Below are 23,640 nucleotides of genomic sequence, written 5' to 3'. Positions count from 1 at the left end.
CGCGCGCCCCGCGGAATGTGGAAGTTTTTGCGCCCGCCAAGATCAACCTGACATTGCATGTCGTGGGTCAACGATCTGACGGTTATCATTTGCTGGATAGTCTTGTGGCGTTTGCGACAGTGGGTGACCAGTTGCGCGCGCGCTTGGGTGATGGGTTTTCCCTGGAAATGCAGGGTCCAGAAGCGGCGACAGTGCCGAAAGATGTATCGAATCTGATCTTGCAGGCCGCAAACCTCTTTGATCAGTTGCCGGGAGCGTCTTTCCATCTGGTAAAGAATTTGCCGGTGTCATCCGGAATCGGTGGCGGGTCGGCGGACGCCGCCGCCACGTATCGCGCTCTGTCTGTGGTTGCCGGAGAAGCGGGCGTTCAAATCCCTGCGTCGGAAACACTGCTGAAACTGGGCGCGGATGTCCCGATGTGTCTGACCAGCGCGGCCGCGCGCGTCGGGGGTATTGGCGAGCGGATCACGCCCATGGAGAGCTTGCCTGCCCTGCCTGCTCTGCTGGTGAACCCGCGCCTGGAAATCTCTACGCCCACCGTATTCAAAGCGATGACGGCGCGACAAAATATGCCTATGCCCCAAAATCTTCCGACGTTCCGCGACGCCGGTGATCTGGCTACTTGGCTACGTGGGCAACGAAACGATCTGGAACCGGCGGCTTCACAACTGGTGCCGACGATTGGTATCGTAAAAATAGCTATCTCCACGCAACCGGATTGCCTGCTGTCGCGGATGTCGGGCTCCGGCGCGACTTGTTTCGGCTTGTTTCCAACGATCTCGGCAGCACAGAACGCGGCTGCAGCCATCTCACGCAGTTATCCGGATTGGTGGGTCAAACCGACAGAGCTGGGCACGCAAACCGAGCGTGCACAGCCCCGGCCTAGTTGATGCGCTCGACCACGTAATCCGCCAGATCGCTGAGCATCTCCTTGATGTCATGATCCGGCAGGGGAGCAAGAGCTGACTTTGCCTTCAATGCCCAACTGCGCGCTGCATGTGCCGTCTCGGTGAGCGCGGCATGCTTGTCCAGCAAGGCCCGCGCCCTTTCCAGATCGCCCTCCGTCTGTTTGCCCTTTTCGATCGTGCGCTCCCAGAAGGCGCGCTCCTCGGCATCCGCTTTTGCCACCGCCTTGATCAGCGGCATGGTCAGCTTGCGCTCGCGGAAATCGTCTCCGATGTTCTTGCCGATTGCACCCACGTCCCCTTGAAAATCAAGCAGATCGTCGACAATCTGGAAGGCCACGCCCAAGGCATCCCCGTACGCGTAAAGCGCGCGCACCTGAACCTCCGGGGCATCTGCAATCACGCCGCCAACTTCCGTCGCTGCGGAAAACAGGGCAGCCGTCTTGCCCCGCACCACCTGAAGATAGACCGCTTCGGTGGTGGCAAGATCCTGACTGGCCGTCAGTTGCAGCACTTCGCCTTCCGCGATGGTCGCAGACGCGTTGGAGAGAATGTCGAGCACGCGCAGCGATCCGGTTTCCACCATCAACTGAAAGCTGCGCGAGAAGAGGTAGTCGCCTACCAGCACCGAAGACTTGTTGTCCCACAGCAGGTTGGCGGTTGGCCGCCCGCGCCGCTGGCCGCTCTCATCGACCACGTCGTCGTGCAAAAGGGTGGCGGTGTGGATGAATTCCACCGTCGCGGCCAGATTGATGTGAAACTGCCCGTCGTAGTCGCAAAGATGAGCCGCCGCCAGAGTGAGCATGGGGCGCAATCGTTTGCCGCCCGCTTCCACCAGATGCGCGGTGACTTCCGGAATGCGCGGCGCGTGTTCGGAAGCCATTCTGGCGCGGATCAGTGCGTTCACCGCATCGAGGTCAGCAGCCAGATAGGTGGCCATTCGGTCATGCGGTTTCTGCGAATTCTCGGTCTTCGGCATCAACTTCCCAACTGCAGGCTCGACATCACCGCCAGCTTGCCCTTACATCCCTGATATGAAGGAACTTTTGCGCAGCACAGACCCGACGATCATCGCCTTTGCCACGGCCCTTCTCCAAGGCGAGGATATAGACTGCTTTGAGTTGGACGTAAATATGAGCGTGCTCGAAGGTGGCATCGGAATCTTCCCGCGCAGGCTCATGGTGCGTACCGAAGATCATGACGTCGCGATACGGGTCATGCACGACAACGACATCCCTCTGGGCAAATGACCTCCGACTTGACCCGGGACGCATTTCTGGGTGGGCGGCTGCACTTACACCAGCCTCGCTCGGGGTATCGCGCCGGGGTGGATCCGGTGTTGCTTGCGGCCAGTGTGCCGGCTCAATCAGGCCAAACAGTGCTCGACTTGGGCTGTGGTGTGGGGGCTGCGGCTTTATGCCTCGCTGCGCGGGTGCCTGGCCTGAAGCTGACCGGCGTGGAAATGCAGCCGGAATACGCCGCATTGGCGCGGCGAAATGGCGGGGACGCACTGGAAGTGATTGTTGCTGATATCACTGCATTGCCCCTGGAGCTGCGGCAGCGGCAATTCGACCACGTGATCACGAATCCTCCGTACTTCAATCGGCGCGCCAGCCGCAGTGCCCACAACGCAGGCCGCGAGACAGCGCTCGGCGAAACGACCCCTTTGACGGACTGGGTAAAGGCCGCAGCCAAGCGGCTGAAACCAAAAGGGTACGTGCATATTATCCACCGCGCAGAACGGTTGCCGGACATCCTGCAGGCCTTGCCAAATGGGATGGGTAGCATCGAGGTGTTGCCCCTGAGCCCGCGCGTCGGTCGTCTTGCAGAACTGGTCATTGTCCGGGCGCGCAAGAACGGACGCGGGGCATTCAAACTACATCCTTCGGTGATTCTGCATGAAGGGACGCAACACGAAAGCGACGCAGACAGCTACGTCCCAACGATCAAATCGGTATTGCGGGATGGCGCCGCACTTGAATTCTGAACCCATTAATACAATCTTAACGGGTATCATGCGCATGCTGCTTATGCGGCGTGACTTGAATCACAAGGTGTGGTCAACTCAACGCCATACCGTTACACACAGGAGGAATGAATGAGCGTTACTGCACATGTCGATCAGCTGAAAAAGAAGCATCAGTCCCTGAGCGAAGCCGTAGAAGAAGCCCAACGCGCCCCCGGCATCGATGATCTTGCAATCGCAGACCTGAAAAAGCAGAAACTCCGTCTAAAAGAAGAAATCACGCGCCTGTCGAGTTAGGATTTTTACGCAGACTGGCGCGCGCCGCGATCATTGCGCCGCCAGTCACAAGAATCGCCGCGATGCCCAAAGTCGCTGACAGCGGGGCAACGCCGGCCACGACAAGCACCACGGTAGAGAGCAATGGGGCCGCGTAGGAGGCGGCACCCAGCAACTGTATATCGCCCTGCTTGACACCGATATCCCAGACAAAGAAGGCCAGCCCCACGGGGCCGAGGCCAAGCAGGAGAATCGAGCCCCAGCCCAGAGCGGACTGTGGGAAAACCGTGTCTTCGAACATCAGGTGCAGCGGCAGTGACAGGGCGGCGGCCCCAATGCAAAACACGGTGACCGATTGCGTTGGCGCGTCGCCGACCAGGCGGGAGAGCACCGAATAACTCGACCAGGTGAGCGCGCAGATCAGCGCCAGCCCATAGCCGGGCAGATAGTCCATGCGGAAACCGCTGCCACCGCCTGAAATGATCAGAGCCGCGCCTGCAAAGCCGATCATAGCCCCGATAAATGCCCTCTGCGAACCTCTTCGCCGGGCAGCAGGCCGGACAGGATCACGATTAGCAGAGGCCACAGGTAGGCGATCAATCCGGCCTCCGCGGCGGGCGCGAGACGCAGGGCGGAGAAGTAGAACGCGTGGTAACCAAAAAGCCCTAGCGTTCCAAAGATGTAGACGCGTAGAGGGACAGATCGCAACATCGCAAACCCGCCAGATTGATGCGTCCAGATTACCCCGCAGGTGCCACCGATGGTGAAACATATGGTGTTGAGCAGCAAGGGCGGCGTCGGGGCGGACCCAACGGTCAGCAGAGCGAGCAGGGCTTAAAGGACGACCGCTGCAAACCCGATGAGCGTTGCGCGCATCTTTGTCATTGAGAGTTGCCTTCCGTAGTCACGACGCGCAGGCTGTCGGTGATGTAGGTCGTCTTGCTGATTTCGCGCAGCATCCACTCGCGGAACGCTTTGACTTGCGGGCGATCTTCGCTGTTCTTGGGGCATAGAAAACGGAACCGGGCACCGGTAGATAACGCCGTGCCATATGGGGTAACCAAGCGGCCTTCGTCAATGTCTTTTACCACCAGAGCGCGCCGCCCCAGTACCACACCGACCCCGGCGAGCGCCGCATCCACGGCGTGATCTGCCTGGCTGAAATGCGGCCCGTGTGTCGGATCGAAGTCGACGCCCATTGTGGCAAACCACGCCTTCCAGTCGCACCGCGGGTACAAAAAATTGATCGAATCGTCGAAGATCAGCGGCGCCTCGACGAGGCTTTGTGCGTCCGGGAACCGTTCGGCGAGGGCAGGCGTCATAACGGGTGCCACCCATTCTTCAGCCAGGGGCAGGCTATAAAGATCTTCATCGGTGTCACGTCCAAAGCGGATGGCCACGTCAATGGCATCGCGTCCGAAGTCCATGATCTTGAGCGACGCCGAAAAGCGCAATTCGATCTCAGGATGTGCTTGGGCAAACTCATAGAGCCTTGGGGCCAGCCACTTCGCGGTGAATGCAGGTCCCGCAGTCACCGTGAGGGATTGGTTGTCCTGTAGGCGTTGTGCAGCGCGCCATGCATTGGCAAGTGTCTGAAACCCATCCTCGGCCCCTGGTGCCAGCGCCGCGCCTGCTTCGGTGAGTTCCACGGCGCGATTCAAACGTCTGAAGAGAGGGGCGCCAAGGTGTTCCTCAAGGGATTTGATCTGAAAGCTCAGCGCAGCCGGTGTCACGGAGAGTTCTTCTGCCGCCTTGGCAAAGGACATATGCCGAGCGGCGGCGTCAAAGGCACGCAAAGCGGTCAGGGGTGGGAGTCGATCCATCATAATCAGTTAAGTACAGCTTAAGTGATGGGATTGAAAGTCTCGTTTGTCGTCCACGTTAGCGCATGCCATATCTAACTCAGATCAATTGAACTTATGCACGCAAGGAGCGACGCCATGTTCGAAGCTACCACAAACAGTGATACCCGCAACGCCATGCAACGCGCTCATGAAGAGCGGGCACAAGCGATGAAGGATGCCTGGAACTGGCTGTTTCACTCTTCCCGCTGATCGACTGCAGCGATCTTACGGGATGTGAAAAGGGCCGGTGATCATCACCGGCCCTTTTCTTATTACTTGATGTGCCTCGCTTAGACGAAGAACTGTGCGCCATTTGCGGAAATGGTCGAGCCATTGATGAAACCCGCATCATCCGAGGCAAGGAAAACAACGCAGCGGGCGATTTCTTCAGGCTCGCCAAGCCGTCCTGCCGGAATTTGCCCGATGATGGATTCGCGCACTTTTTCCGGTACGGCCATGACCATTTCCGTCGCGATATAGCCGGGGCAGATCGCATTGGCGGTGATGCCTGCGCGTGCTCCCTCTTGGGCCAGCGACTTCACGATGCCCAGATCGCCGGCTTTTGTCGCGGCATAGTTCACTTGCGCGAACTGGCCTTTTTGACCGTTGATGGAGCTGATTACGATTACGCGGCCAAACTTGCGCTCGCGCATGCCGGGCCAGATCGGGTGCACTGTGTTGAACACGCCCGTCAGGTTGGTGTCGATAACTTCCTGCCACTGCTGTGGCGTCATCTTGTGGAATGGCGCGTCCCGGGTGATCCCGGCATTTGCCACGACGACATCGATGGGCCCCAGATCGGCTTCGACGCCCGCGATGCCATCCTTGCACGCGTCATAGTCGGCCACGTTCCACTTGTAGGTTTTGATGCCTGTTTCATCGGTGAACTTGGCGGCTGCCTCGTCATTGCCCGCATAGGTGGCAGCAACCGTGTAACCGGCATCTTTCAGGGCATTGGAAATAGAAGCACCGATGCCTCGGCTGCCTCCAGTGACAAGTGCGACGCGGGACATGTGGGATTCTCCTTAATGTTTCTGATAATCTTGTTACGGATTGATTTCGGTCTGCGCAACAATATTGCGCAACTAAAGCCAGCAAACAGATGTCTTTGAGATGTTTAGGCGGCGCTATGCTGCGCCGCCTTGATATGGATCAGGGACGTTCGAGGCACATGGCAACGCCCATGCCGCCACCGATGCAAAGGGTCGCGAGGCCTTTCTTGGCATCACGGCGTTTCATTTCGAACAGCAGTGTGTTCAGGATGCGCGCGCCGGAAGCGCCGATCGGGTGGCCGATGGCGATTGCGCCGCCATTGACGTTCACCACGTCGGGGTTCCAGCCCATGTCCTTGTTAACGGCGCAGGCCTGCGCGGCGAAGGCTTCGTTGGCTTCGACCAGATCAAGGTCTTCGGCTTTCCAGCCCGCTTTTTCCAGCGCTTTCCGGCTGGCGAAGATCGGGCCCGCGCCCATGATCGCCGGGTCAAGACCAACGGTTGCGTAGCTGGCGATGCGCGCCAGCGGCTCGATGCCGCGTTTTTCTGCCTCGTCCGCCGTCATCATCAACGCGGCCGCCGCGCCATCGTTCAGGCCAGAGGCATTTGCCGCCGTGACCGAGCCGTCCTTGGTGAACGCGGGGCGCAGTTTTTGCATGGCTTCCACCGTGGCGCCGTGTCGGATGTATTCGTCCTGATCGACGACTGTGTCGCCCTTGCGTCCCTTGACTGTGAAGGCCATGATCTCATCTGCAAACTTGCCGGCTTTTTGTGCTGCTTCGGCTTTGTTCTGCGATGCAACGGCGAATTCATCCTGTTGCTCGCGTCCGATTTGCCACTTTTCAGCAACGTTTTCAGCAGTTTGCCCCATGTGGTAGCCGTTGAAAGCATCCCAGAGACCATCGCGGATCATCGTGTCGATGTACTTCATATCACCCATTTTGTGGCCAGCGCGCAGCGAGGCGGCGTGGGGCGATAATGTCATGTTTTCCTGGCCGCCCGCGGCGACGATCGACGCATCACCCAACTGGATGTGCTGTGCTGCCAGGGCAACGGCGCGCAGACCCGAGCCACAGACCTGGTTGATGGTCCAGGCCGAACTTTCCTGCGGCAGGCCGGCATTGATATGCGCTTGTCGCGCCGGGTTCTGGCCCTGAGCGGCGGTCAGCACCTGCCCCAGAATGGTTTCGGAAACTTCGGAAGCATCGACGCCTGCTCGTGCCACGACTTCTTTCAAAACTGCGGCACCAAGATCATGGGCGGGCGTGGTTGCGAAAGATCCGCCAAAACTGCCAACGGCGGTGCGTGCTGCGGATGCGATAACGACATTCGTCATATGGATTGGTCCTTTGCCAGTTCTGGAAAAGGGGCGTTCTCGCCGGGCGCTGGTTTCAAGGGCCCTGACCCCTCACCTTCAATGGTTTGGTCCATAGCCTATTCACGTCAGGGCAGCAACCAAATGGCATGTCGCAACCGGCTTCGCGTCTATCGGGCGTTTGCCTTAGATTGCTTTTTGTTTTTCTATGCCGCGCAGCCAATGTGGACGTGTTGACGCGGCTGCAAAGTAATAGCCTTGCAGGCAGTCCACGCCGAGATGAATGAGCGTTTCTGCGTCTTCCTTGTTTTCCACGAATTCAGCCACTGTCAGCATGTCAAAATGACGCGCGATGGATACAAGGGCAGCCGTAAGGGCCTGATTATCGGGGTCTGACGCAATCCCCTGGACGAATTGACCGTCAATTTTCAGAATGTCGAAGTAGAAATCCTTGAAGTAGCGCAGCGCAGTGTAGCCCGCGCCAAAGTCATCCATCGCAAAGCTGATCCCTTCGATCTGCAAACGGTCCATGAAATCAACAACCAATTCAGGGACCAGCATGGCGGAGCTTTCCGTGATCTCCAGAATCAATCGCTCGGCGATCATTGTATTGCGGGTTAACCAGCGATCCAGTGTGCGGTTCCATTGGCGATACCCGATGGAGCGCGCAGACATATTGACTGATAGTCTCAATCCCGGGTTGTCGTTTAGGGCGCGCAGCCCCAATCCCAAAGCCAGGGTGTCGAGTTGGCGACCAAGTTCTGTATTCTCGATCGTTTCCATGAAGTCACTGGCAGGAATGACACGACCCGTTGAATCCAAAACGCGGATCAACCCTTCGTAGAAGGCCACCTTATCAGGGGCCCGTGACTGCATCACGGGTTGGAAGGCCAGCAGTACCTGTTTGTGCTTGATTGCTTCAGCGACCATATCAACAGTGCTTTTATCGCGCTGTGACAGGGCGAACTGCAGTGGGTTTTCCGCACCCGGCGGAACATCCGCAAATCGTTTCTTTCTCGGGCCCGCCATTGTGTCCTCGCGCTGAGCAGCTTTGACCACCTTGCAGTCCCAGATGCTAAAATCGGGTAAATATTCTTATTTTGTTCTAATTTGATTCATGCTTTAATCGACTGAAAAGTAACGTAAACAAAGGGAAAACCGCATGGAGAGATGTGGCTGGGCGGGGCCAGATGAAATCTATCTCGAATACCATGATACGGACTGGGGTGTGCCCGAATATGACAGCCGGGCGCTGTGGGAAAAACTGGTTCTGGATGGATTTCAAGCCGGATTGAGCTGGCTTACCATTCTGAAAAAGCGGGAAAATTTTCGCATCGCATTTGCGGGGTTCAAACCCGATGTGATTGCCGATTGGGGGGAGGCCGAGATCGAAAAGCTACTCGTGGATCCGGGCATTATCCGCCATCGGGGCAAGATCGAGGCCACGATCAGCAATGCCCGTGTCTGGCAGAAGATCGAAGCGTGCGAGGGGTTCGACAGATTTTTATGGAAATATGTGGATGGCGCACCGCTGCAGAACCAGTGGCGGACACTGGACGAGGTCCCGGCCTTCACGCCGCTTTCCACGCAAATCTCCAAGGACCTCAAGAAGGCGGGCTTTCGATTCTGCGGGCCGACAATCGTTTACGCCTTCATGCAGGCGGTGGGCATGGTCAACGATCATCTGGTGACCTGCCCGCGTCACAGGGCCGTTTCGGATATGGCGGCAAAGGGGCGTTGACTCTGTCCTTTTGCGCAGTATAAGCGCGGCTTCATTGGTGTTGGTGGCCCCCGCAAGGGACAGCCTGTCAGGCGCAAGCCAGAGGACAACGCCCTTCACGCCCGTAAGGGCCACATAGAAGGAGATCAGCCGTGACAAAACGCACGTCTGCCAAATACAAAATCGACCGCCGCATGGGCGAAAACATCTGGGGCCGTCCGAAGTCCCCAGTGAACCGCCGCGAATATGGCCCCGGCCAGCACGGTCAGCGCCGCAAGGGCAAACTCAGCGATTTCGGCATCCAGCTGCGCGCCAAGCAGAAGCTCAAGGGCTACTACGGCGACCTGACCGAAAAGCAGTTCCGTCGCATCTACGCCGAAGCCGAGCGGGTCAAAGGCGACACCGGTGAAAACCTGATCGGTCTGCTGGAGCGTCGTCTGGACGCCGTTGTCTACCGTTCCAAGTTCGTTGCAACTGTTTTCGCAGCGCGCCAATTCGTGAACCACGGCCACGTGAAAGTGAACGGTAAGAAGGTCAACATCCCGTCCTACCGCGTGCAGGAAGGCGACGTGATCGAAGTGCGTGACCGCTCCAAGCAAATCGCCGTCGTGCTCGAAGCGACACAATTGCCCGAGCGTGACGTGCCGGACTACATTGAGGCCGACCACTCCAAGATGACCGCGAAATTCGTGCGCACACCAGCCTTGGGCGATGTGCCCTACCCGGTGATGATGGAACCGAACCTCGTCGTCGAATTCTACGCGAAAAACTAAAGTTTTTCAGAATATTACGAAATGCCGCGTCGTGTTTTCGGCGCGGCATTTCCGTTTCAGACCGCCCGCGCCACAATGCCGAAACTCGTCCTCGAGGGTGGGCCGGATGGGAAGGTATATTGTGCTTCCACCGAGAAACCCGCTTTCTGCAGAAGCTCTGTCATCTCCTGAGGGCGAAAGGTCCGATGGCGCCACTGCAGCCAGATGATTGCATTGCACCAATGCGGTTTGGACACGGACATCCATAAATACGCGCCGGGACGTGCCATGCTCCGCATCGCTTTTAGCGCGGCGAGCGGGTCGTCAAAATGTTCAATTACATGAGCGGCCAGCAATACATCGAACGAACCCAATCCGCCTTCTTCCAGGCCTGCATCACAGGTTTCCGCTCTGACGCCCCGGCGCATCAGAGCGTCCTTTGCGACGTCCAGCATTGCCGGAGAAGGATCAAGCAGCACCAGACGGTCAGGCGTGCCGTAAATAACCGTCCAGGCCTCTGCCATGGCACCGGTCCCTGTGCCAATATCGATAACTTCAATACGGGAGGACATATCCGGCTTCTGGTTGGATAAAAAACCAAGGTACCCGTCATAATAGCCGAGAACACGCATCTTGTCGGACCACTTGGGCGCAGCCGTTTGGTAGCGGTCTTCCAGGTCAGAACGAGTATGAGACATGCCGCGATGCTTGCACAGGGTGTGCGGTCCCGCAAGCACGCCACATTGCTTTGGATGTCTTGAAGTACCCAGAGCGATTTTAAACCCGGACGTTGCCAAAACACTCGGCAAACAACGTAACGTTGGAAACAGTTTGTTCGGCGGAAATCCGCTTGACTTGGCGTGACGTGAATCATATTCAAATTTTAGAAAAGTTGGGTAAAATTGGTTTGGAGTGAGTAATGAGTTTTTTGAAGACAACCTGCGCGGTTGCCGCGACTTTGGCCTGCACAGCTGGTGCCCATGCCGCCACAATCACAGTTTCCACATTCGACGCCGGTAGCTACAACAGTTCTTTCGGCGCGGGCGGTAACGTGGGTGAGGATTTCGAAACCCTCGGCAACACAATGAGTGAAGGTGAAGTTGGAGCTTCGCTCTCCACAGCAGTCGGCACCTTTGAAAGCCTCGGTGGCGAAGGGTCCGGCGGGTCTGTAATTGGCGACGGGACGGAGTTGGCGTTGCGGGATGGCAGCGTTTTCGGTCGGACCAACACCGTGCCACAGGGTGGCACATGGTTTCTGGACAGCAACGACACATGGGGCATGAAATGGACTGTCGATATTGGCGGTCTGTTCGACAAGCTCTCCTTCGTGCTCAACGATGGCAGTGACCAGGGTGCGTTCCTGCGTATTACCGCGGGCGGCGACTCCAAGGAGCTGCGGACCGGCGGGAAACTTCCAAATGGAAACGCGCGCACGGTTGTGATCGATTTTGGGCAGAACGTATCGACTGCTGAAATCATTCTCGGCAACTACACCACTTCCGGCGGTGAACGCTTCAAGTTGAATGACGGCTTCTCTATCGACGGCATTGACGTGGCTGCTGTTCCGTTGCCAGCCTCTGTTCTGCTGCTCGGTGCTGCCATGGGCGGTCTCGGCTGGGCAGGTCGTCGCAAGACATCGCGCAAGGCCTGATCAGACACATCATTTGGCGCTTTCAGCTGCCTTTGGACCAAGCAACAACCGCCCGACACTGTCGGGCGGTTTCTTTTTGTGTTGGGACCATGGCTGCAAGTTGCCGCGCTCCCACGCATTGAGGTGTTGTGGCCCCGTTCCTGATATCCAAGACCGGCTAGTAGCGTGTTCGCAGTGCGAGTTGGTGGTGGCAGTCTGCGCGGCACCTCGCTAAGGTCCGCCGGACAGGAGAAGACCCGATGACGACAGCAATTCAGCCGCAACCCGGCATCATGGATATTGCCCTTTACCAAGGCGGCGCATCCAAGATCGAAGGTCAGGCCAGTCCGCTTAAGTTGAGCTCGAATGAGAACCCGTTTGGTGCCAGTCCCAAAGCCACGGCCGCAGTGACTGAAGCGGCGATGGGTCTGCATCGCTATCCTTCAACTGATCATAAGCCGCTACGTGACGCGATTGGCAGGGTACATGGGTTGTCGGCAGATCGGATCATCTGTGGCGTGGGCTCGGATGAAATCCTGACGCTGCTCGCCATGGCCTTTGCCGGGCCGGGTGACGAGGTGCTTTATACGGAGCATGGGTTTTCGCTCTACCGCATCTTTGCGCTTTCGGCCGGGGCAACGCCCGTTGTGGCCCCCGAAACAGACCGCTGCGTCGATGTGGATGCGCTGATTGCGAAGATCACGCAGGCGACACGCCTGATCTACATTGCGAACCCGGCAAATCCCACGGGTACGGCGCTGGATATGGCAGAGCTCATCCGACTGGCGGACGCGGTGCCTGATAGCTGCCTGCTGGTTCTGGATGGTGCCTACGCGGAATTCTTCAACGGCTATGATGGGGGCGCCTCTCTGGTCACAGCACGCGACAATGTGGTGATGACCCGCACGTTCTCCAAGCTCTATGGGCTCGGGGGGCTGCGCGTCGGTTGGGGCTATGCATCTCGGGAAATCATTGACGTGCTGAACCGTATTCGCGGGCCGTTCAACATGTCCAGCGTCGCGCTTTCCGGTGCAGAGGCGGCGGTAAACGACCGGGAATTCGTGGCGACCTGCCTGAAGGAGAACGCGGAGCAGCGCGCCCGATTGACCGGCGGGGTGCGCCAGCTTGGTATCGCTTGCGATGACAGTCAGGCCAACTTCGTGATGGCACGCTTTGCCGATGAGGCCGAAGCGCTCGCCGCGGATGCGCATCTGAGATCGGTGGGCATTCTCGTGCGCCTCGTGAAAGGCTACGGCTTCCCCGAAGCGCTGCGCATCACCGTGGGCCAGGCCGATGACGTCACGCGTGTGCTCGACGCGCTGGCCAGCTTCAAGGGGGCGGCATGAGCGCGATTTACGATCGGGTGGCCCTCATCGGGCTGGGGTTGATTGCCTCCTCAATGTTCTGGGCAATGAAGCGGGGCGGGCTTGCTGGCGAGGTGACGGGATATGCCCGTAGCGCCGAGACCCGCGACACCGCTCGCCGTATCGGATTGTGTGACCGCGTGTGTGACAGTGCCGCCGAGGCTGTGGAGGGCGCCGATCTCGTTATTCTTTGTGTGCCAGTCGGTGTCATGGGTGCGATTGCAGCGGAGATCGCGGGCAGTTTGAAACCCGGCGCGACCGTGACGGATGTCGGTTCCGTCAAGCGGGATGTGATTGAGAATGTCGCGCCGCATCTGCCGGACCACGTTCATTTCATCCCCGGGCACCCGCTCGCGGGCACGGAGCATTCCGGCCCCGAATCCGGTTTCGCGGAGCTTTTCGACAACCGCTGGTGCCTGCTGATACCGGTGCCGGGCTCAGACCCGGCAGCAGTCGCGAGATTGCGCGCCCTTTGGGAAGGCTTGGGCAGCAACGTCGAAGAGATGGAGGCGGACCACCACGATCTGGTGCTTGCCGTAACCAGTCACGCGCCCCACCTGATTGCCTACACGATGGTCGGTGTGGCGGATGATCTGCGCCGCGTGACCGACAGCGAGGTCATCCAGTATTCCGCCGCCGGATTTCGCGACTTTACCCGGATTGCCGCCAGTGACCCGACGATGTGGCGCGATGTTTTCCTGACCAACAAGGATGCGACCCTGGAAATCCTCGGGCGCTTTACGGAGGAGTTGTTCGCGCTGCAGCGTGCCATTCGCACCGGCGATGGTGATCATCTGCATGATTATTTCACACGCACCCGCGCGATCCGCAGGGGCATCATCGAGGCGGGACAGGACACGGATGCGCCCGATTTCGGACGGGCAAAGAAATCCTCGTGAGAGCCTGGGCGCTTCTGTTCACGGTCATTGCCGGTGTTGCGCTTGCCGAGGTGCCTGACACCTCCAAACGGCCTGTGGGTCGCCCAGGCTCGACGGCGGGCGGGGCGTGGCCCGTCACTTTGGACGTATCCGGTGCTATCGCTGCCCCGGTTCGCTCTGCAGAGGCGCAAGCAGTCGTGGTGCGGGTTGACGTGCCCAGAACGTCGCTCAGGCCCCAGAAACGCACTCGCGCTGCCCGTAGACTCATACGTCAGCACCAGAAACTGCGGGCAAAAGGTGCAGTATGTGGCGATCCCGACATTCAGGGCGACGTTGTCGGGCGCGTGCCGGGCAGGATTTCCGGCTGCGGGGTGACGCAGGCCGTGCGGGTGAAATCGGTGTCGGATGTGACGCTCAGCCAGCGCGCGATCATGGATTGTGGCACGGCTCAGGCGTTGAAAACTTGGATCGAAGGGTCGGTGAAACCCACGCTCCGCACATCCGGTGGCGGGGTCGCGGGCCTGCGCGTGGCGGCGCATTACGCCTGTCGAACACGGAACAACAAGAAAGGCGCGCGGATCTCCGAGCACGGCAAGGGGCGCGCCATCGATATCTCGGGGTTCCGGTTGCGGGATGGTACCACTATTTCTGTGCTCAAGGGCTGGACCGCGCGGGACACCAGTCAGGCCCTGCGCCGGATGCACCGCGATGCCTGCGGCCCGTTCGGGACGGTTCTGGGGCCGAATGCGGATAGTTTCCACCGCGATCATTTCCATTTCGACACGGCTCGATATCGCAGCGGCACATATTGCCGCTAACGCAAAACCAGTTGCGGCGCCTGGCCCAGCGGTACAAACCCCAATAAAATCAGACCGTTCCTGAACGTCAGGTCTACGTCAATGGACCGTGGATCGCCCGTGGCCTGAGCGAGAGCGGACAACACGCTCTCTGCTTGTGGTCGGACGGCGGGAGGCAGTAGCCCGGCGGCTTCCGCTAGGGTGAGCATCTCTTGCCAGTTGCGGGCCTGCAGGGACAGCGTGCCCTCCGGTGTGCCCTGTGCATCAATGGTCAGATCCGCGGCGGCACGCAGTTGTAAATCCCCCCACGCGGCCTCGGCCAGGTCGATCCGGAGGCTGCGAGGTTGCGGGCGCGCGACCTCAATGGCGCGACGGTCCCAAACCCGGTCGAAGGCAACCTGCATGTCCAGCGCAAACTTGTCGAATGTCAGTGGCCAGTTTGCCGGAACGCGCAGAGCTGCACGCGGCACCGTGCCGGGTTGCAGACCGGCGGCGTTCAGGGCGACGGTATAGCTGGCTTGGCCCGCCGCTACCTGCTGCACGGCGATGTTCAGATCGGCAGCGGAAAGAACATCCCCCATAGGCGCACTCAGCGACCAGGCACCAGAGGTGACCTGCGCCGCTTCGAGGTCTAATGCGCTGCCGGGTTTCAGGTGCAAGTGTGCCACGGCCTGATCCATGTTCAGGGTGGCGCGGCCCTCCGGGCTGGCGAAGGTGACCGGATCCTGTGGCAGCCGCACCGTCACGTCACCGGGCCACCATGCGGGAGCGGAGAAGGTGACGCCGCTGGTGGTCACCGCCACGCCGGTCTCGGGGTCTGCCAGTGCCGGCAGCGTCATCATGGCGTCGAACCGCAGCGGAAAACCTGAGACATCCAAAGCGGCGAAGTCGGCCTGCCAGCCTTCCGCGCGGCGATCTGCGAACCACTGCTCTGTTGCCTGCCGCGCGGCCTGCGCCGCCCAGATCCACCAGCCGCCCCAGATCAGTGCCAAAACCAGGGCCGCCCAAATCACCCGACGCATCGCAGACCTCTTTGCGTTTTCCGTTGAATTGAGGTTTACGCAATGCAGCCAAGGAGAACCAGTAAGATGACGATGTGGGTATTCGGCTATGGCAGCCTGTTGTGGAACCCCGGATTTGACGTGGCCGAGCAGGTTGTGGCCAAGCTGCCCGGTTATTCGCGATCCTTCTGCATGTGGTCCATTCACCATCGCGGCACCGAAGACGATCCGGGTCTTGTGCTGGCTTTGGATGAGGAACCCGCCCATGCCTGTGAGGGTGTGGCCCTTGCCGTGCGGGCGGGTGCAGAGGAGGCCACTTTGGCTTATCTGCGCGAGCGCGAGTTGATTTCTTCGGCTTACCTTGAGCGGGAACTGGACGTCGATCTGGTGGACGGACGCCGGGTACAGGCGCTGGCTTACATCATCAACCGCGAGCACCGCCAGTATTGTGGGGGCATGCCGCTGGAAGAGCAGGCGCAGATCATCGCCCGCGCGACCGGTGGCATGGGCCCGAACACCGAATATCTTTACAATACGGCAAGCCATCTGACAGAGATCGGTCTGCATGATCCCGACCTTGAATGGCTGAGCCAGCGGGTGCGCCATCTGAGCGCATAAATCCTTGGCCCTTGGCCCGGTTTTCAGTGTAAGCTTCCGCCAGAGCAGAAGAATAAAGCGCGGGGAGCAATTGCGCATGGCGTGGCCCAACCAAGAGGCGAGACCGGTCTTTTCGCAACCGGTGCGGCAAATCTCGCTGATGCTGATCGTGCTAGCCCTTTCCGGCTTTGGCGGTTTTCTGGCCTTGCCGCGCGTGCTGCCGGTTTTCGAGGCGAACCCCTATCTGAACGGCTTCATCATTTTCGTCTTTTTCATCGGGGTGCTGGCCTGCTTCTATCAGGTGTTTCAACTGATCGGCTCGGTGCGCTGGATCGAACGATTTGCCTCCGACACTCAGGACACGAGCATTCAGGCACCGCAGCTTCTGGCGCCGCTTGCCTCGCTGTTGCGGTCGCGTGGCGCGCGCATGCAGGTCAGCGCAACCTCGACCCGGTCAATTCTCGATTCAGTAGCGACCCGGATTGATGAAGCACGCGAAATTACGCGATACATCGTCAACATGCTGATTTTTCTGGGTCTTTTAGGGACATTCTACGGCCTTGCCACGACGGTTCCGGCGGTCGTGGACACCATCCGCAGCCTCGCACCGCAGGATGGCGAAGGCGGGGTGCAGGTCTTCAACCGTCTGATGACCGGGCTTGAGGCGCAGCTCGGCGGGATGGGCGTCGCCTTTGCCTCCTCGCTCCTTGGTCTTGCCGGGTCTCTGATCGTGGGCCTGCTGGAGCTCTTTGCCGGGCATGGTCAAAACCGGTTTTACCGCGAACTGGAAGAGTGGCTGAGTTCCATCACCCGCGTCGGCTTTACCTCGGGCGACGAGGCGGCGGGGGATCAGGGTGTGCTGGCCAGTGTGGTCGAGCATATGGTGGAACAGATGGAGCGTCTTCAGGAGATGTTCCAGCATTCCGATGTCAGCCGATCCGAGATCAACGAAAACCTCGGCACGCTGGCCGGTTCCATTGAGCGCATGACGCAGAAGATGGACGGCATGGATCCGGCCAGCGCGGCCCTTGAACGGGTTGCTGCAGGGCAGGAACGGCTGATTTCCGCGCTTGAAAATCAGGGGCAGGGCGACGGCGGGATCGATGCAGAAAGCCGCATGCGCCTGCGGTCCATCGACGTTCAGATGCTGCGCATTCTAGAAGAAATCTCCGCCGGGCGTCAGGAAAGCATGGCTGAATTGCGCATGGACATCTCCCGGTTGACGGAGGCGATGCGCGGGAAACGGCCCCGCAGTGGCAACACCACCCTCGCAGGGGATGGGTAACCATGGCCCTGTCACGACGCACTGGCACACGTTTTCAGGCGTCCATCTGGCCGGGTTTTGTTGATGCGATGACCGGTCTTTTGTTGGTGCTGATGTTCGTGTTGACCATCTTCATGGTGGTGCAATTCGTGCTGACAGAGCGGATTACGGGTCAGGAGACCGAACTCGACCAACTGGCAGGTGAAGTCGCCGCGCTGGCGCAGGCGCTGGGTCTGGAGCGGCAGACCTCGGCTGATCTGGAAGGTCGTGTAGGAGAGTTGCGCACCTCTTTGACGGACGCGGAGGCGCGGATCGCGACCCTGACCGCGACGCGCGACGCTCAGGCCGCAGCCCTTGATGAGGCCGCCGCGCGGATCACGGGTTTCGAGGCGCAGGTAGCTGCATTGATTGCGCAGCGTGACACCGCATTGGGCGATGTCAGTGCCCTGGAAGCAGAGCAAGCCGAGCTCTTGAGCACACAGGAAGCGCTTAACCTGGCCTTGTCCTCCGCCCGCAGTGAGATTGATGCGCAGGAGGAGGCCGCCCGGCTGGCGGCTGCGCGACGGGATGCTTTGAACGCTTTGGTTGCCGATCTGCGCGCCCGCAACGCTGAGGCGCAGGGGCAGGTTGATACGCTAGGTGCGGAACTGGACGACGCACGCGAGGCGCTCAGCGCCGAGGAGGCGGCGCGCCTGGCCGAAGCCGCGGCCGCCGAGGCACTTCGGGATCGGCTGCGAAATGCTGATGCAGAGTTGACAGCAATGACGCTCGCGCTCGAAGCGCAGCGCAAGGACGCTGAGGACACTTTGACACTTCTGGCCGCCGCGCGGGCGGCGGAGCGCGATCTCGACACGCAATTGGCGGCAGCACTGCTTCGGATCGAAGGGCTGGAGGAGACGGCGGATACGGCGGGTGAGGAAATCGACAGCCTGCGTGCCGCAGAACGCGCGCTCCAGGCCGAACTGGATGCAGCTGCCGAGCGGTCCGGAGCGGAGCGTGAAGAACTGCGGACGCGTCTGGCAGAAGCGCTCGCTGCAAAACTGGCGGCGGAAACCTTGGCCATAGACAACAGCACCGATGCCGAACGCCGCGCGGCGCTTTTGGCACAGGCGCGTCAGGCGCTCGCGCAAGAGGAGGAAGTCAGCGCCGAGGCGCAGCGACAGACCGAGCTGCTCAACCAGCAGGTTGCAGCGTTGCGCGCGCAGCTTGGCGATTTGCAGGCCTTGCTGGACGATGCCGTGGCACGGGATGCTGCGTCGCAGGTCCGCTTGCAGTCACTGGGATCGGATTTGAACACCGCACTTGCCCGCGTGGCTGCCGAGGAACGCCGCCGCGCTGATCTGGAGGAGGCCGAGCGTAAGCGGCTCGCAGAAGAGGCGGCGCGTCTGGCGGAGGAATCGAAAGACCTCGAGCAATACCGCTCCGAGTTCTTCGGTCGGTTGCGTGATGTGCTCGGCCGCCAGGAAGGGGTGCGGATCGAGGGCGACCGCTTTGTGTTTTCGTCAGAGGTGCTTTTTGCGCCAGCCAGTGCGACCCTGTCGCCGGAGGGCCGCGAGGAAGTGGCAAAGGTCGCGGAAATTGTCTCCAGTGTAGCAGACGACATCCCGCCGGAGATCAACTGGGTCCTGCGCGTCGATGGGCATACGGACAACGTCCCATTACTGGGGACGGGGCGTTACGCAGACAACTGGGAGTTGAGTCAGGGGCGGGCTCTCTCCGTGGTGAAATACATGGTGGGGGCTTTGGGAATTCCTCCAGATCGCCTTGCCGCAAACGGTTTTGGACAGTACCAACCGGTGGCGCCTGGCAATTCCGAAGAAGCACGTGCGCAGAACCGGCGGATCGAGTTGAAGTTCACCGAACGCTGACCGCGCTTGTCCGGGTGAGATAAATTCAATACTCCGAGGCGCTGTTGTGTTGTCCTAGCAGATTACTGCTGGACAAACTGCTCCTTCAGCCGATGGGTGCGGGTTTGGTGCATTGTCTCGTCCGCTTGGCAAGAAAAGAAAACGCCCCCGCCAGTCGATCCGGCGCGGGCGTTAGTCTGATCAGGCCACCTTATTCTGCCGTCAGTAGCGGTGGCTTGTTCCCGGAGAGGCGTGGCTTGTCCGGGCCTTCGATCTTCAGATCGATCTCGCCGCCCTTTATCCCAACCTTCACGATGCCGCCTTTGGCGAGCTTGCCAAAGAGCAGGTCCTCCGCCAATGGCTTCTTGATGTGCTCCTGAATGACGCGGCCTAGTGGGCGCGCGCCCATCTTGCTGTCATAACCCTTGTCTGCCAGCCATTCTGCAGCTGGTTTGGTGAGCTCGATGGTAACATTGCGATCCATTAGCTGGGCTTCCAGTTGCAACACGAACTTTTCGACAACCCGCAGGATAACCTCTTTCGGCAGCGGTGCGAAGCTGATGACGGCATCCAATCGGTTGCGGAATTCCGGTGTGAACGTCCGCTCAATGGCTGCCGTATCCTCGCCCTCGCGGCGGTCACGCCCAAAGCCGATGGCCTCCTTGGCCTGCTCAGCTGCGCCGGCGTTCGAGGTCATGATGAGCACGACATTACGGAAATCGACCGTCCGACCATTGTGATCGGTCAGCTTGCCGTGATCCATCACCTGCAGCAGGATGTTGTAGACATCCGGGTGCGCTTTCTCCATCTCGTCGAGCAGCAGCACGCAGTGCGGGTGCTGGTCCACACCATCCGTCAGCATGCCGCCCTGGTCGAAGCCGACGTACCCCGGAGGCGCGCCGATCAGGCGGGAAACCGCGTGTTTCTCCATGTACTCAGACATATCGAAGCGCAACAGTTCCACACCGAGCGTATCTGCAAGTTGCTTTGCCACTTCCGTCTTGCCAACGCCGGTCGGGCCCGCAAAGAGGTAGTTGCCGATGGGTTTCTCCGGCTCGCGCAGGCCTGCTCGTGCAAGCTTGATCGCCGAGGAGAGCGCCTCGATGGCATTGTCCTGCCCGAACACCACGCGCTTAAGCGATGCTTCGAGGTCCTTCAGCACCTCCGCATCGTCCTTGGAGACGTTCTTCGGTGGAATGCGGGCGATCTTGGCCACCACATTCTCGATCTCCTTGGTGCCGATGGTCTTGCGCCGCTTGGCTGCCACAACCAGGTGCTGAGCGGCACCCGCCTCATCGATCACATCGATGGCCGAATCTGGCAGCTTGCGATCATTGATGTAGCGCGATGCCAGCTCCACCGACGTCTTGATCGCGTCGGCGGTGTATTTCACCGAATGGTGATCCTCGAAATAGGGCTTCAACCCGCGCAGGATTTTCACCGCATCCTCGACCGAAGGCTCGTTTACGTCGATCTTCTGGAACCGGCGGCTCAGCGCGCGGTCTTTTTCGAAATGCTGACGGAATTCCTTGTAGGTGGTCGAGCCCATGGTGCGCAGCTTGCCGCCCGCGAGCGCGGGTTTCAGCAGGTTGGAGGCATCCATCGCACCGCCCGAGGTTGCGCCTGCGCCGATCACCGTATGAATCTCGTCGATGAAGAGCACCGCATCTTCGTGCTGTTCCAATTCGGCGACGACAGCCTTCAGCCGCTCCTCGAAATCACCTCGGTAGCGTGTACCCGCCAACAAAGCGCCCATATCGAGCGAGTAGATCGTCGTATTCTCCAACACCTCAGGCGTCTCTCCAGCAACGATCTTGCGCGCCAGACCTTCCGCAATCGCGGTTTTGCCCACGCCCGGATCACCCACCAGCAGCGGATTGTTCTTGCGGCGGCGGCAAAGTACCTGAATGCAACGTTCCACTTCCGCATCGCGGCCAATCAGCGGGTCAATATCGCCTTCGCGGGATTTGGCGTTCAGATCGACACAGTATTTCTCAAGCGCGCTCTCTTTCTTTTCGCCCTCGGTGACGCCCTGCGCCTCTTCCTCATGCTCCGGCGCGCCGGAAACCGGGCGCTGTTCGCCATAGGCCGGGTCCTTCGCGACTCCATGGGCGATGAAATTCACCGCGTCATAGCGCGTCATATCCTGCTCCTGCAGGAAGTAGGCGGCATTGCTCTCGCGCTCGGCAAAGATCGCGACCAGAACGTTAGCGCCGGTAACCTCCGTGCGCCCGGAGGACTGCACGTGAATGGCGGCGCGTTGAATGACCCGCTGGAAAGCGGCTGTGGGCACGGCTTCGGAACCATCGACATCCGTCACAAGGTTGCTGAGGTCCTCGTCAACGAATTCCACCAGCGTGGCGCGCAAATCGTCGATATCGACGCTGCAGGCCTTCATGACGCGGGTCGCGTCCGGTTCGTCGATCAGGGCCAGCAAAAGGTGCTCAAGCGTGGCGAATTCATGGCGCCGGGCATTGGCCAGCGCCAGCGCGGAATGTATTGCCTGTTCCAGTGTGGTCGAAAATGAAGGCACGGGCTGTGCTCCTTCTGATCGGGGTCGGTTGAGGATCTGATTGATGCCGATCCGTAAGCCGACCATGGCCTCATAGTATTAGAGTTTGGTTGATCGCAGCGCCGCTTCAAGTTTTTTCTTCACTTTTGCGGTCACAAATTGTGTGAACCGGACATGAAAGACTGCGATTTCGGCGTTAGAAGGCGTCCTTGCGGGCGCGTATTTCGGCGAAGACCTCGACATCACGTGCGTCTGTCATGCCCAGGCGGGCGCGAATATCAGGGTCAGAGGCGCGCAGAAACGGGTTTGTTGCCATCTCAAGCGCCAGGGTTGAAGGAACTGTTGCCTTGCCAGCAGCACGGGCTGCAGCAATTGCGTCGCTCCGAGATATAAGCTCGGGATTATGAGGATCAATAGTTAAGGCGAACTTAGCATTGGATGCGGTGTATTCATGGCCGGAACACACGATTGTGTCCGCCGGTAGCGCCATCAGGCGGCTCAGCGATCCCCACATCTGTTCTGGCGAGCCTTCGAACAGCCGCCCGCACCCGAGCGCCATCAGGCTGTCTGCCGTGAAAACCGCACTGGCTGCCTCCACATAATAGGCGATGTGGCCGTTTGTGTGGCCGGAGACGTCGAGAACCTGCACCTTGTGCCCGGCAAATTCAAGTTCATCCTCCCCGTTGTGGGCCGCATCAAGCGGGGGCAGGCGATGCGCGTCTGCCTTGGCCCCGCGCACCGTTGCCTTGTTTTCTTTCAGGATGTCGCCCAGCCCCTGTACATGATCATCATGATGATGCGTGATCCACACCTCACTGATCTTCCAACCCCGTTCTTGTGTGGCCTGCAGGATCGGGGCGGATTCCGGCACATCGATAAGGGCGGTTTCGCTGGTCTCGCTGTCGTGCAGCAAAAATGCGTAGTTATCCGACAGGCAGGGGATGGTTGCGATTTCAAGAGCCATGGCCATTCTCCGACAGGTTTGCGACACTGTCTGCAACAGTGACCCATGATGAGACGGGCTGCAATGCATCTGGACGTGCAAGACCTGCGTAATTTCTATTACCGCTCCGCGCTTGGCCGCGCGGCGCAGGCGAGCCTGCGGGGGCGCATGCTGGAGCTCTGGCCAGAGGCCAAGGGGCAGACAGTGGTGGGATACGGGTTTGCCGCGCCCTTGTTGCGCCCGTACCTAAAAGAGGCGCGACGGGTCATGGCGCTGATGCCGGGGCCGCAAGGAGTGATGCCCTGGCCTGCCAATATGCCGAATGTTTCGGTGCTGACCGAAGAAACCTGCTGGCCGCTGGAAACGGGCCATGTAGACAAGCTGGTGGTCCTGCACGGGCTGGAGACCTCTGAGCGCGCCTTTGATCTGCTGGAAGAATGCTGGCGGGTGCTGGGGCCGGGTGGCAGGGCGCTCTTTATCGTGCCCAACCGCGCAGGCCTCTGGGCCAGACGGGACCGTACGCCTTTTGGTTTCGGGCGGCCCTATTCGCCGGGACAGCTGGAAACCCAGCTCCGCAAACATCAGTTCCTGCCGGAACGTCACCTGGGCGCGCTCTATCAGGTGCCCTCGACCAAAAGGTGGTGGATGAAATCCGGCCCTGCGTTCGAGAAGATGGGGCGCAGGCTGCCGACGATGATGGCGGGGGGCGCCTTCATGGTCGAAGCCACGAAACTGGTCTACCCGCCGAAGGGAAAAGTCGAACCTGCGCGGAAATTGCGTGCGCCAGGTGTGCTGGAACCAACGGCCAAGCCGGTTTAGTGATTAAACGATCCACACCGTTCGCTATCTATCGGGCCGTTTGCCCAAATTCGGGGCGTGGGAATCGCAAAACGCCGCAATAATTGCGCCATTTCGCAAACTTTCTGAGAGGCAAAACGGTCGCACCCGGGCCAAACGTCTGAAATCATGGGAAAAGAGCCAAAAACGCTCTACACTATCTCATGTTGCGGGGTGTGAGCCTCTCTGCTACATCACCG

At 59.8% G+C, this 23,640-nt stretch carries 23 protein-coding genes and 1 pseudogene; 14 read left to right on the top strand and 10 right to left on the bottom strand.

What is annotated here, in order from left to right; translation table 11 throughout:
* Positions 1 to 17 precede the first annotated feature (17 nt).
* On the top strand, positions 18 to 890 hold the full coding sequence (locus Q1A07_RS04325) for a 4-(cytidine 5'-diphospho)-2-C-methyl-D-erythritol kinase (RefSeq protein WP_299779163.1): 873 nt from the start codon (positions 18 to 20) through the stop codon (positions 888 to 890).
* Here the strand turns inward: Q1A07_RS04325 and Q1A07_RS04320 are convergent.
* Positions 883 to 1,884 carry a polyprenyl synthetase family protein gene (locus Q1A07_RS04320; protein WP_299778127.1) on the bottom strand — a complete coding sequence of 334 codons (1,002 nt, stop codon included), beginning with the start codon at positions 1,882 to 1,884 and terminating at the stop codon, positions 883 to 885. The two genes, Q1A07_RS04325 and Q1A07_RS04320, sit on opposite strands and share 8 nt — an antisense overlap.
* A gap of 55 nt (positions 1,885 to 1,939) precedes the next feature.
* On the opposite strand from Q1A07_RS04320, the gene Q1A07_RS04315 reads away from it, so the two are divergent.
* The 3 genes from Q1A07_RS04315 (at position 1,940) to Q1A07_RS04305 (ending at position 3,168) form a co-directional block, all read left to right on the top strand.
* A complete protein-coding gene (locus Q1A07_RS04315; protein WP_299778125.1) occupies positions 1,940 to 2,155 on the top strand; it encodes a DUF2007 domain-containing protein in 216 nt (71 codons plus the stop codon).
* Positions 2,152 to 2,892 (top strand): methyltransferase, encoded by a 741-nt coding sequence (locus tag Q1A07_RS04310; RefSeq protein ID WP_299778123.1) that lies wholly within the window; start codon positions 2,152 to 2,154, stop codon positions 2,890 to 2,892. The genes Q1A07_RS04315 and Q1A07_RS04310 overlap by 4 nt, the downstream gene beginning before the upstream one ends.
* A 111-nt stretch (positions 2,893 to 3,003) precedes the next feature.
* Entirely contained in the window at positions 3,004 to 3,168 is a 165-nt protein-coding gene (locus Q1A07_RS04305; RefSeq protein ID WP_195820045.1) for a DUF465 domain-containing protein, read from the top strand.
* Here the strand turns inward: Q1A07_RS04305 and Q1A07_RS04300 are convergent.
* From Q1A07_RS04300 to Q1A07_RS04280, 5 genes and pseudogenes are all read right to left on the bottom strand, one after another.
* A pseudogene (locus Q1A07_RS04300) lies at positions 3,149 to 3,978 on the bottom strand (EamA family transporter). The gene Q1A07_RS04305 and the pseudogene Q1A07_RS04300 sit on opposite strands and share 20 nt — an antisense overlap.
* 50 nt (positions 3,979 to 4,028) lie before the next feature.
* Entirely contained in the window at positions 4,029 to 4,973 is a 945-nt protein-coding gene (locus tag Q1A07_RS04295; RefSeq protein ID WP_299778119.1) for a transcriptional regulator GcvA, read from the bottom strand.
* Positions 4,974 to 5,281: 308 nt separating this feature from the next.
* A complete protein-coding gene (gene phbB, locus Q1A07_RS04290) occupies positions 5,282 to 6,004 on the bottom strand; it encodes an acetoacetyl-CoA reductase (protein WP_299778117.1) in 723 nt (240 codons plus the stop codon).
* Positions 6,005 to 6,143: 139 nt separating this feature from the next.
* Complete coding sequence (locus Q1A07_RS04285; RefSeq protein ID WP_299778115.1) at positions 6,144 to 7,319, bottom strand: acetyl-CoA C-acetyltransferase; 1,176 nt, start codon at positions 7,317 to 7,319, stop codon at positions 6,144 to 6,146.
* 165 nt (positions 7,320 to 7,484) lie between these two features.
* Entirely contained in the window at positions 7,485 to 8,327 is an 843-nt protein-coding gene (locus tag Q1A07_RS04280; protein WP_299779161.1) for an EAL domain-containing protein, read from the bottom strand.
* A gap of 133 nt (positions 8,328 to 8,460) precedes the next feature.
* On the opposite strand from Q1A07_RS04280, the gene Q1A07_RS04275 reads away from it, so the two are divergent.
* Positions 8,461 to 9,039: a DNA-3-methyladenine glycosylase I gene (locus Q1A07_RS04275; RefSeq protein WP_299778113.1), complete on the top strand. Its 579-nt coding sequence runs from the start codon at positions 8,461 to 8,463 to the stop codon at positions 9,037 to 9,039.
* 131 nt (positions 9,040 to 9,170) lie between these two features.
* Positions 9,171 to 9,791 (top strand): 30S ribosomal protein S4, encoded by a 621-nt coding sequence (gene rpsD / locus Q1A07_RS04270; protein ID WP_195820052.1) that lies wholly within the window; start codon positions 9,171 to 9,173, stop codon positions 9,789 to 9,791.
* Between the two features lie 56 nt (positions 9,792 to 9,847).
* Here the strand turns inward: rpsD and Q1A07_RS04265 are convergent, their stop codons facing one another.
* The gene (locus Q1A07_RS04265; RefSeq protein ID WP_299778111.1) at positions 9,848 to 10,507 is read right to left on the bottom strand and encodes a class I SAM-dependent methyltransferase; all 660 of its coding nucleotides are present in this window, start codon (positions 10,505 to 10,507) and stop codon (positions 9,848 to 9,850) included.
* Between the two features lie 182 nt (positions 10,508 to 10,689).
* On the opposite strand from Q1A07_RS04265, the gene Q1A07_RS04260 reads away from it, so the two are divergent.
* The 4 genes from Q1A07_RS04260 (at position 10,690) to Q1A07_RS04245 (ending at position 14,460) form a co-directional block, all read left to right on the top strand.
* The gene (locus Q1A07_RS04260; protein WP_299778109.1) at positions 10,690 to 11,421 is read left to right on the top strand and encodes a VPLPA-CTERM sorting domain-containing protein; all 732 of its coding nucleotides are present in this window, start codon (positions 10,690 to 10,692) and stop codon (positions 11,419 to 11,421) included.
* Between the two features lie 239 nt (positions 11,422 to 11,660).
* Positions 11,661 to 12,746 (top strand): histidinol-phosphate transaminase, encoded by a 1,086-nt coding sequence (gene hisC / locus Q1A07_RS04255; RefSeq protein ID WP_299778107.1) that lies wholly within the window; start codon positions 11,661 to 11,663, stop codon positions 12,744 to 12,746.
* Complete coding sequence (locus tag Q1A07_RS04250) at positions 12,743 to 13,663, top strand: prephenate/arogenate dehydrogenase family protein (protein WP_299778105.1); 921 nt, start codon at positions 12,743 to 12,745, stop codon at positions 13,661 to 13,663. Before hisC ends, Q1A07_RS04250 begins: the two co-directional genes overlap by 4 nt.
* A complete protein-coding gene (locus Q1A07_RS04245; RefSeq protein WP_299778103.1) occupies positions 13,660 to 14,460 on the top strand; it encodes an extensin family protein in 801 nt (266 codons plus the stop codon). Before Q1A07_RS04250 ends, Q1A07_RS04245 begins: the two co-directional genes overlap by 4 nt.
* On the opposite strand, the gene Q1A07_RS04240 is transcribed toward Q1A07_RS04245, so the two are convergent.
* Positions 14,457 to 15,461: a DUF2125 domain-containing protein gene (locus Q1A07_RS04240; RefSeq protein WP_299778101.1), complete on the bottom strand. Its 1,005-nt coding sequence runs from the start codon at positions 15,459 to 15,461 to the stop codon at positions 14,457 to 14,459. The genes Q1A07_RS04245 and Q1A07_RS04240 overlap by 4 nt on opposite strands.
* Positions 15,462 to 15,527: 66 nt before the next feature.
* On the opposite strand from Q1A07_RS04240, the gene Q1A07_RS04235 reads away from it, so the two are divergent.
* From Q1A07_RS04235 to Q1A07_RS04225, 3 genes are all read left to right on the top strand, one after another.
* Positions 15,528 to 16,058, top strand: coding sequence for a gamma-glutamylcyclotransferase (locus Q1A07_RS04235; RefSeq protein WP_299778099.1), 531 nt, complete (start codon positions 15,528 to 15,530; stop codon positions 16,056 to 16,058).
* Between the two features lie 76 nt (positions 16,059 to 16,134).
* A complete protein-coding gene (locus Q1A07_RS04230; RefSeq protein WP_299778097.1) occupies positions 16,135 to 17,322 on the top strand; it encodes a biopolymer transporter ExbB in 1,188 nt (395 codons plus the stop codon).
* Between the two features lie 2 nt (positions 17,323 to 17,324).
* On the top strand, positions 17,325 to 19,169 hold the full coding sequence (locus Q1A07_RS04225) for a peptidoglycan -binding protein (protein ID WP_299778095.1): 1,845 nt from the start codon (positions 17,325 to 17,327) through the stop codon (positions 19,167 to 19,169).
* A gap of 190 nt (positions 19,170 to 19,359) precedes the next feature.
* Here Q1A07_RS04225 and clpA read toward each other — a convergent pair whose 3' ends face one another.
* Together clpA and gloB are read right to left on the bottom strand one after the other, a co-directional pair.
* Positions 19,360 to 21,681 carry an ATP-dependent Clp protease ATP-binding subunit ClpA gene (clpA, locus tag Q1A07_RS04220; RefSeq protein WP_299778093.1) on the bottom strand — a complete coding sequence of 774 codons (2,322 nt, stop codon included), beginning with the start codon at positions 21,679 to 21,681 and terminating at the stop codon, positions 19,360 to 19,362.
* 175 nt (positions 21,682 to 21,856) lie between these two features.
* Positions 21,857 to 22,624, bottom strand: coding sequence for a hydroxyacylglutathione hydrolase (gloB, locus tag Q1A07_RS04215; protein ID WP_299778091.1), 768 nt, complete (start codon positions 22,622 to 22,624; stop codon positions 21,857 to 21,859).
* Positions 22,625 to 22,687: 63 nt separating this feature from the next.
* Between gloB and Q1A07_RS04210 the strand changes: the two genes are divergently transcribed.
* Positions 22,688 to 23,422 carry a hypothetical protein gene (locus Q1A07_RS04210; protein ID WP_299779159.1) on the top strand — a complete coding sequence of 245 codons (735 nt, stop codon included), beginning with the start codon at positions 22,688 to 22,690 and terminating at the stop codon, positions 23,420 to 23,422.
* Positions 23,423 to 23,640 lie beyond the last annotated feature (218 nt).

Origin of the sequence: uncultured Roseobacter sp. (assembly GCF_947492555.1) — a bacterium.
Lineage (GTDB): Bacteria > Pseudomonadota > Alphaproteobacteria > Rhodobacterales > Rhodobacteraceae > Roseobacter.
Note: the sequence above shows the minus strand (reverse complement) of the source record. Positions and strands in the feature narration are given on the sequence as shown.

Bases quoted from the DNA above. Each gene is read 5' to 3' on its own strand.
- Q1A07_RS04320 (WP_299778127.1), bottom strand. From the start codon at position 1,884: ATGCCGAAGACCGAGAATTCGCAGAAACCGCATGACCGAATGGCCACC.
- Q1A07_RS04315 (WP_299778125.1), top strand. From the start codon at position 1,940: ATGAAGGAACTTTTGCGCAGCACAGACCCGACGATCATCGCCTTTGCC.
- Q1A07_RS04310 (WP_299778123.1), top strand. From the start codon at position 2,152: ATGACCTCCGACTTGACCCGGGACGCATTTCTGGGTGGGCGGCTGCAC.
- Q1A07_RS04305 (WP_195820045.1), top strand. From the start codon at position 3,004: ATGAGCGTTACTGCACATGTCGATCAGCTGAAAAAGAAGCATCAGTCC.
- Q1A07_RS04295 (WP_299778119.1), bottom strand. From the start codon at position 4,973: ATGATGGATCGACTCCCACCCCTGACCGCTTTGCGTGCCTTTGACGCC.
- phbB (WP_299778117.1), bottom strand. From the start codon at position 6,004: ATGTCCCGCGTCGCACTTGTCACTGGAGGCAGCCGAGGCATCGGTGCT.
- Q1A07_RS04285 (WP_299778115.1), bottom strand. From the start codon at position 7,319: ATGACGAATGTCGTTATCGCATCCGCAGCACGCACCGCCGTTGGCAGT.
- Q1A07_RS04280 (WP_299779161.1), bottom strand. From the start codon at position 8,327: ATGGCGGGCCCGAGAAAGAAACGATTTGCGGATGTTCCGCCGGGTGCG.
- Q1A07_RS04275 (WP_299778113.1), top strand. From the start codon at position 8,461: ATGGAGAGATGTGGCTGGGCGGGGCCAGATGAAATCTATCTCGAATAC.
- Q1A07_RS04260 (WP_299778109.1), top strand. From the start codon at position 10,690: ATGAGTTTTTTGAAGACAACCTGCGCGGTTGCCGCGACTTTGGCCTGC.
- hisC (WP_299778107.1), top strand. From the start codon at position 11,661: ATGACGACAGCAATTCAGCCGCAACCCGGCATCATGGATATTGCCCTT.
- Q1A07_RS04250 (WP_299778105.1), top strand. From the start codon at position 12,743: ATGAGCGCGATTTACGATCGGGTGGCCCTCATCGGGCTGGGGTTGATT.
- Q1A07_RS04240 (WP_299778101.1), bottom strand. From the start codon at position 15,461: ATGCGTCGGGTGATTTGGGCGGCCCTGGTTTTGGCACTGATCTGGGGC.
- Q1A07_RS04235 (WP_299778099.1), top strand. From the start codon at position 15,528: ATGACGATGTGGGTATTCGGCTATGGCAGCCTGTTGTGGAACCCCGGA.
- Q1A07_RS04230 (WP_299778097.1), top strand. From the start codon at position 16,135: ATGGCGTGGCCCAACCAAGAGGCGAGACCGGTCTTTTCGCAACCGGTG.
- Q1A07_RS04225 (WP_299778095.1), top strand. From the start codon at position 17,325: ATGGCCCTGTCACGACGCACTGGCACACGTTTTCAGGCGTCCATCTGG.
- gloB (WP_299778091.1), bottom strand. From the start codon at position 22,624: ATGGCTCTTGAAATCGCAACCATCCCCTGCCTGTCGGATAACTACGCA.
- Q1A07_RS04210 (WP_299779159.1), top strand. From the start codon at position 22,688: ATGCATCTGGACGTGCAAGACCTGCGTAATTTCTATTACCGCTCCGCG.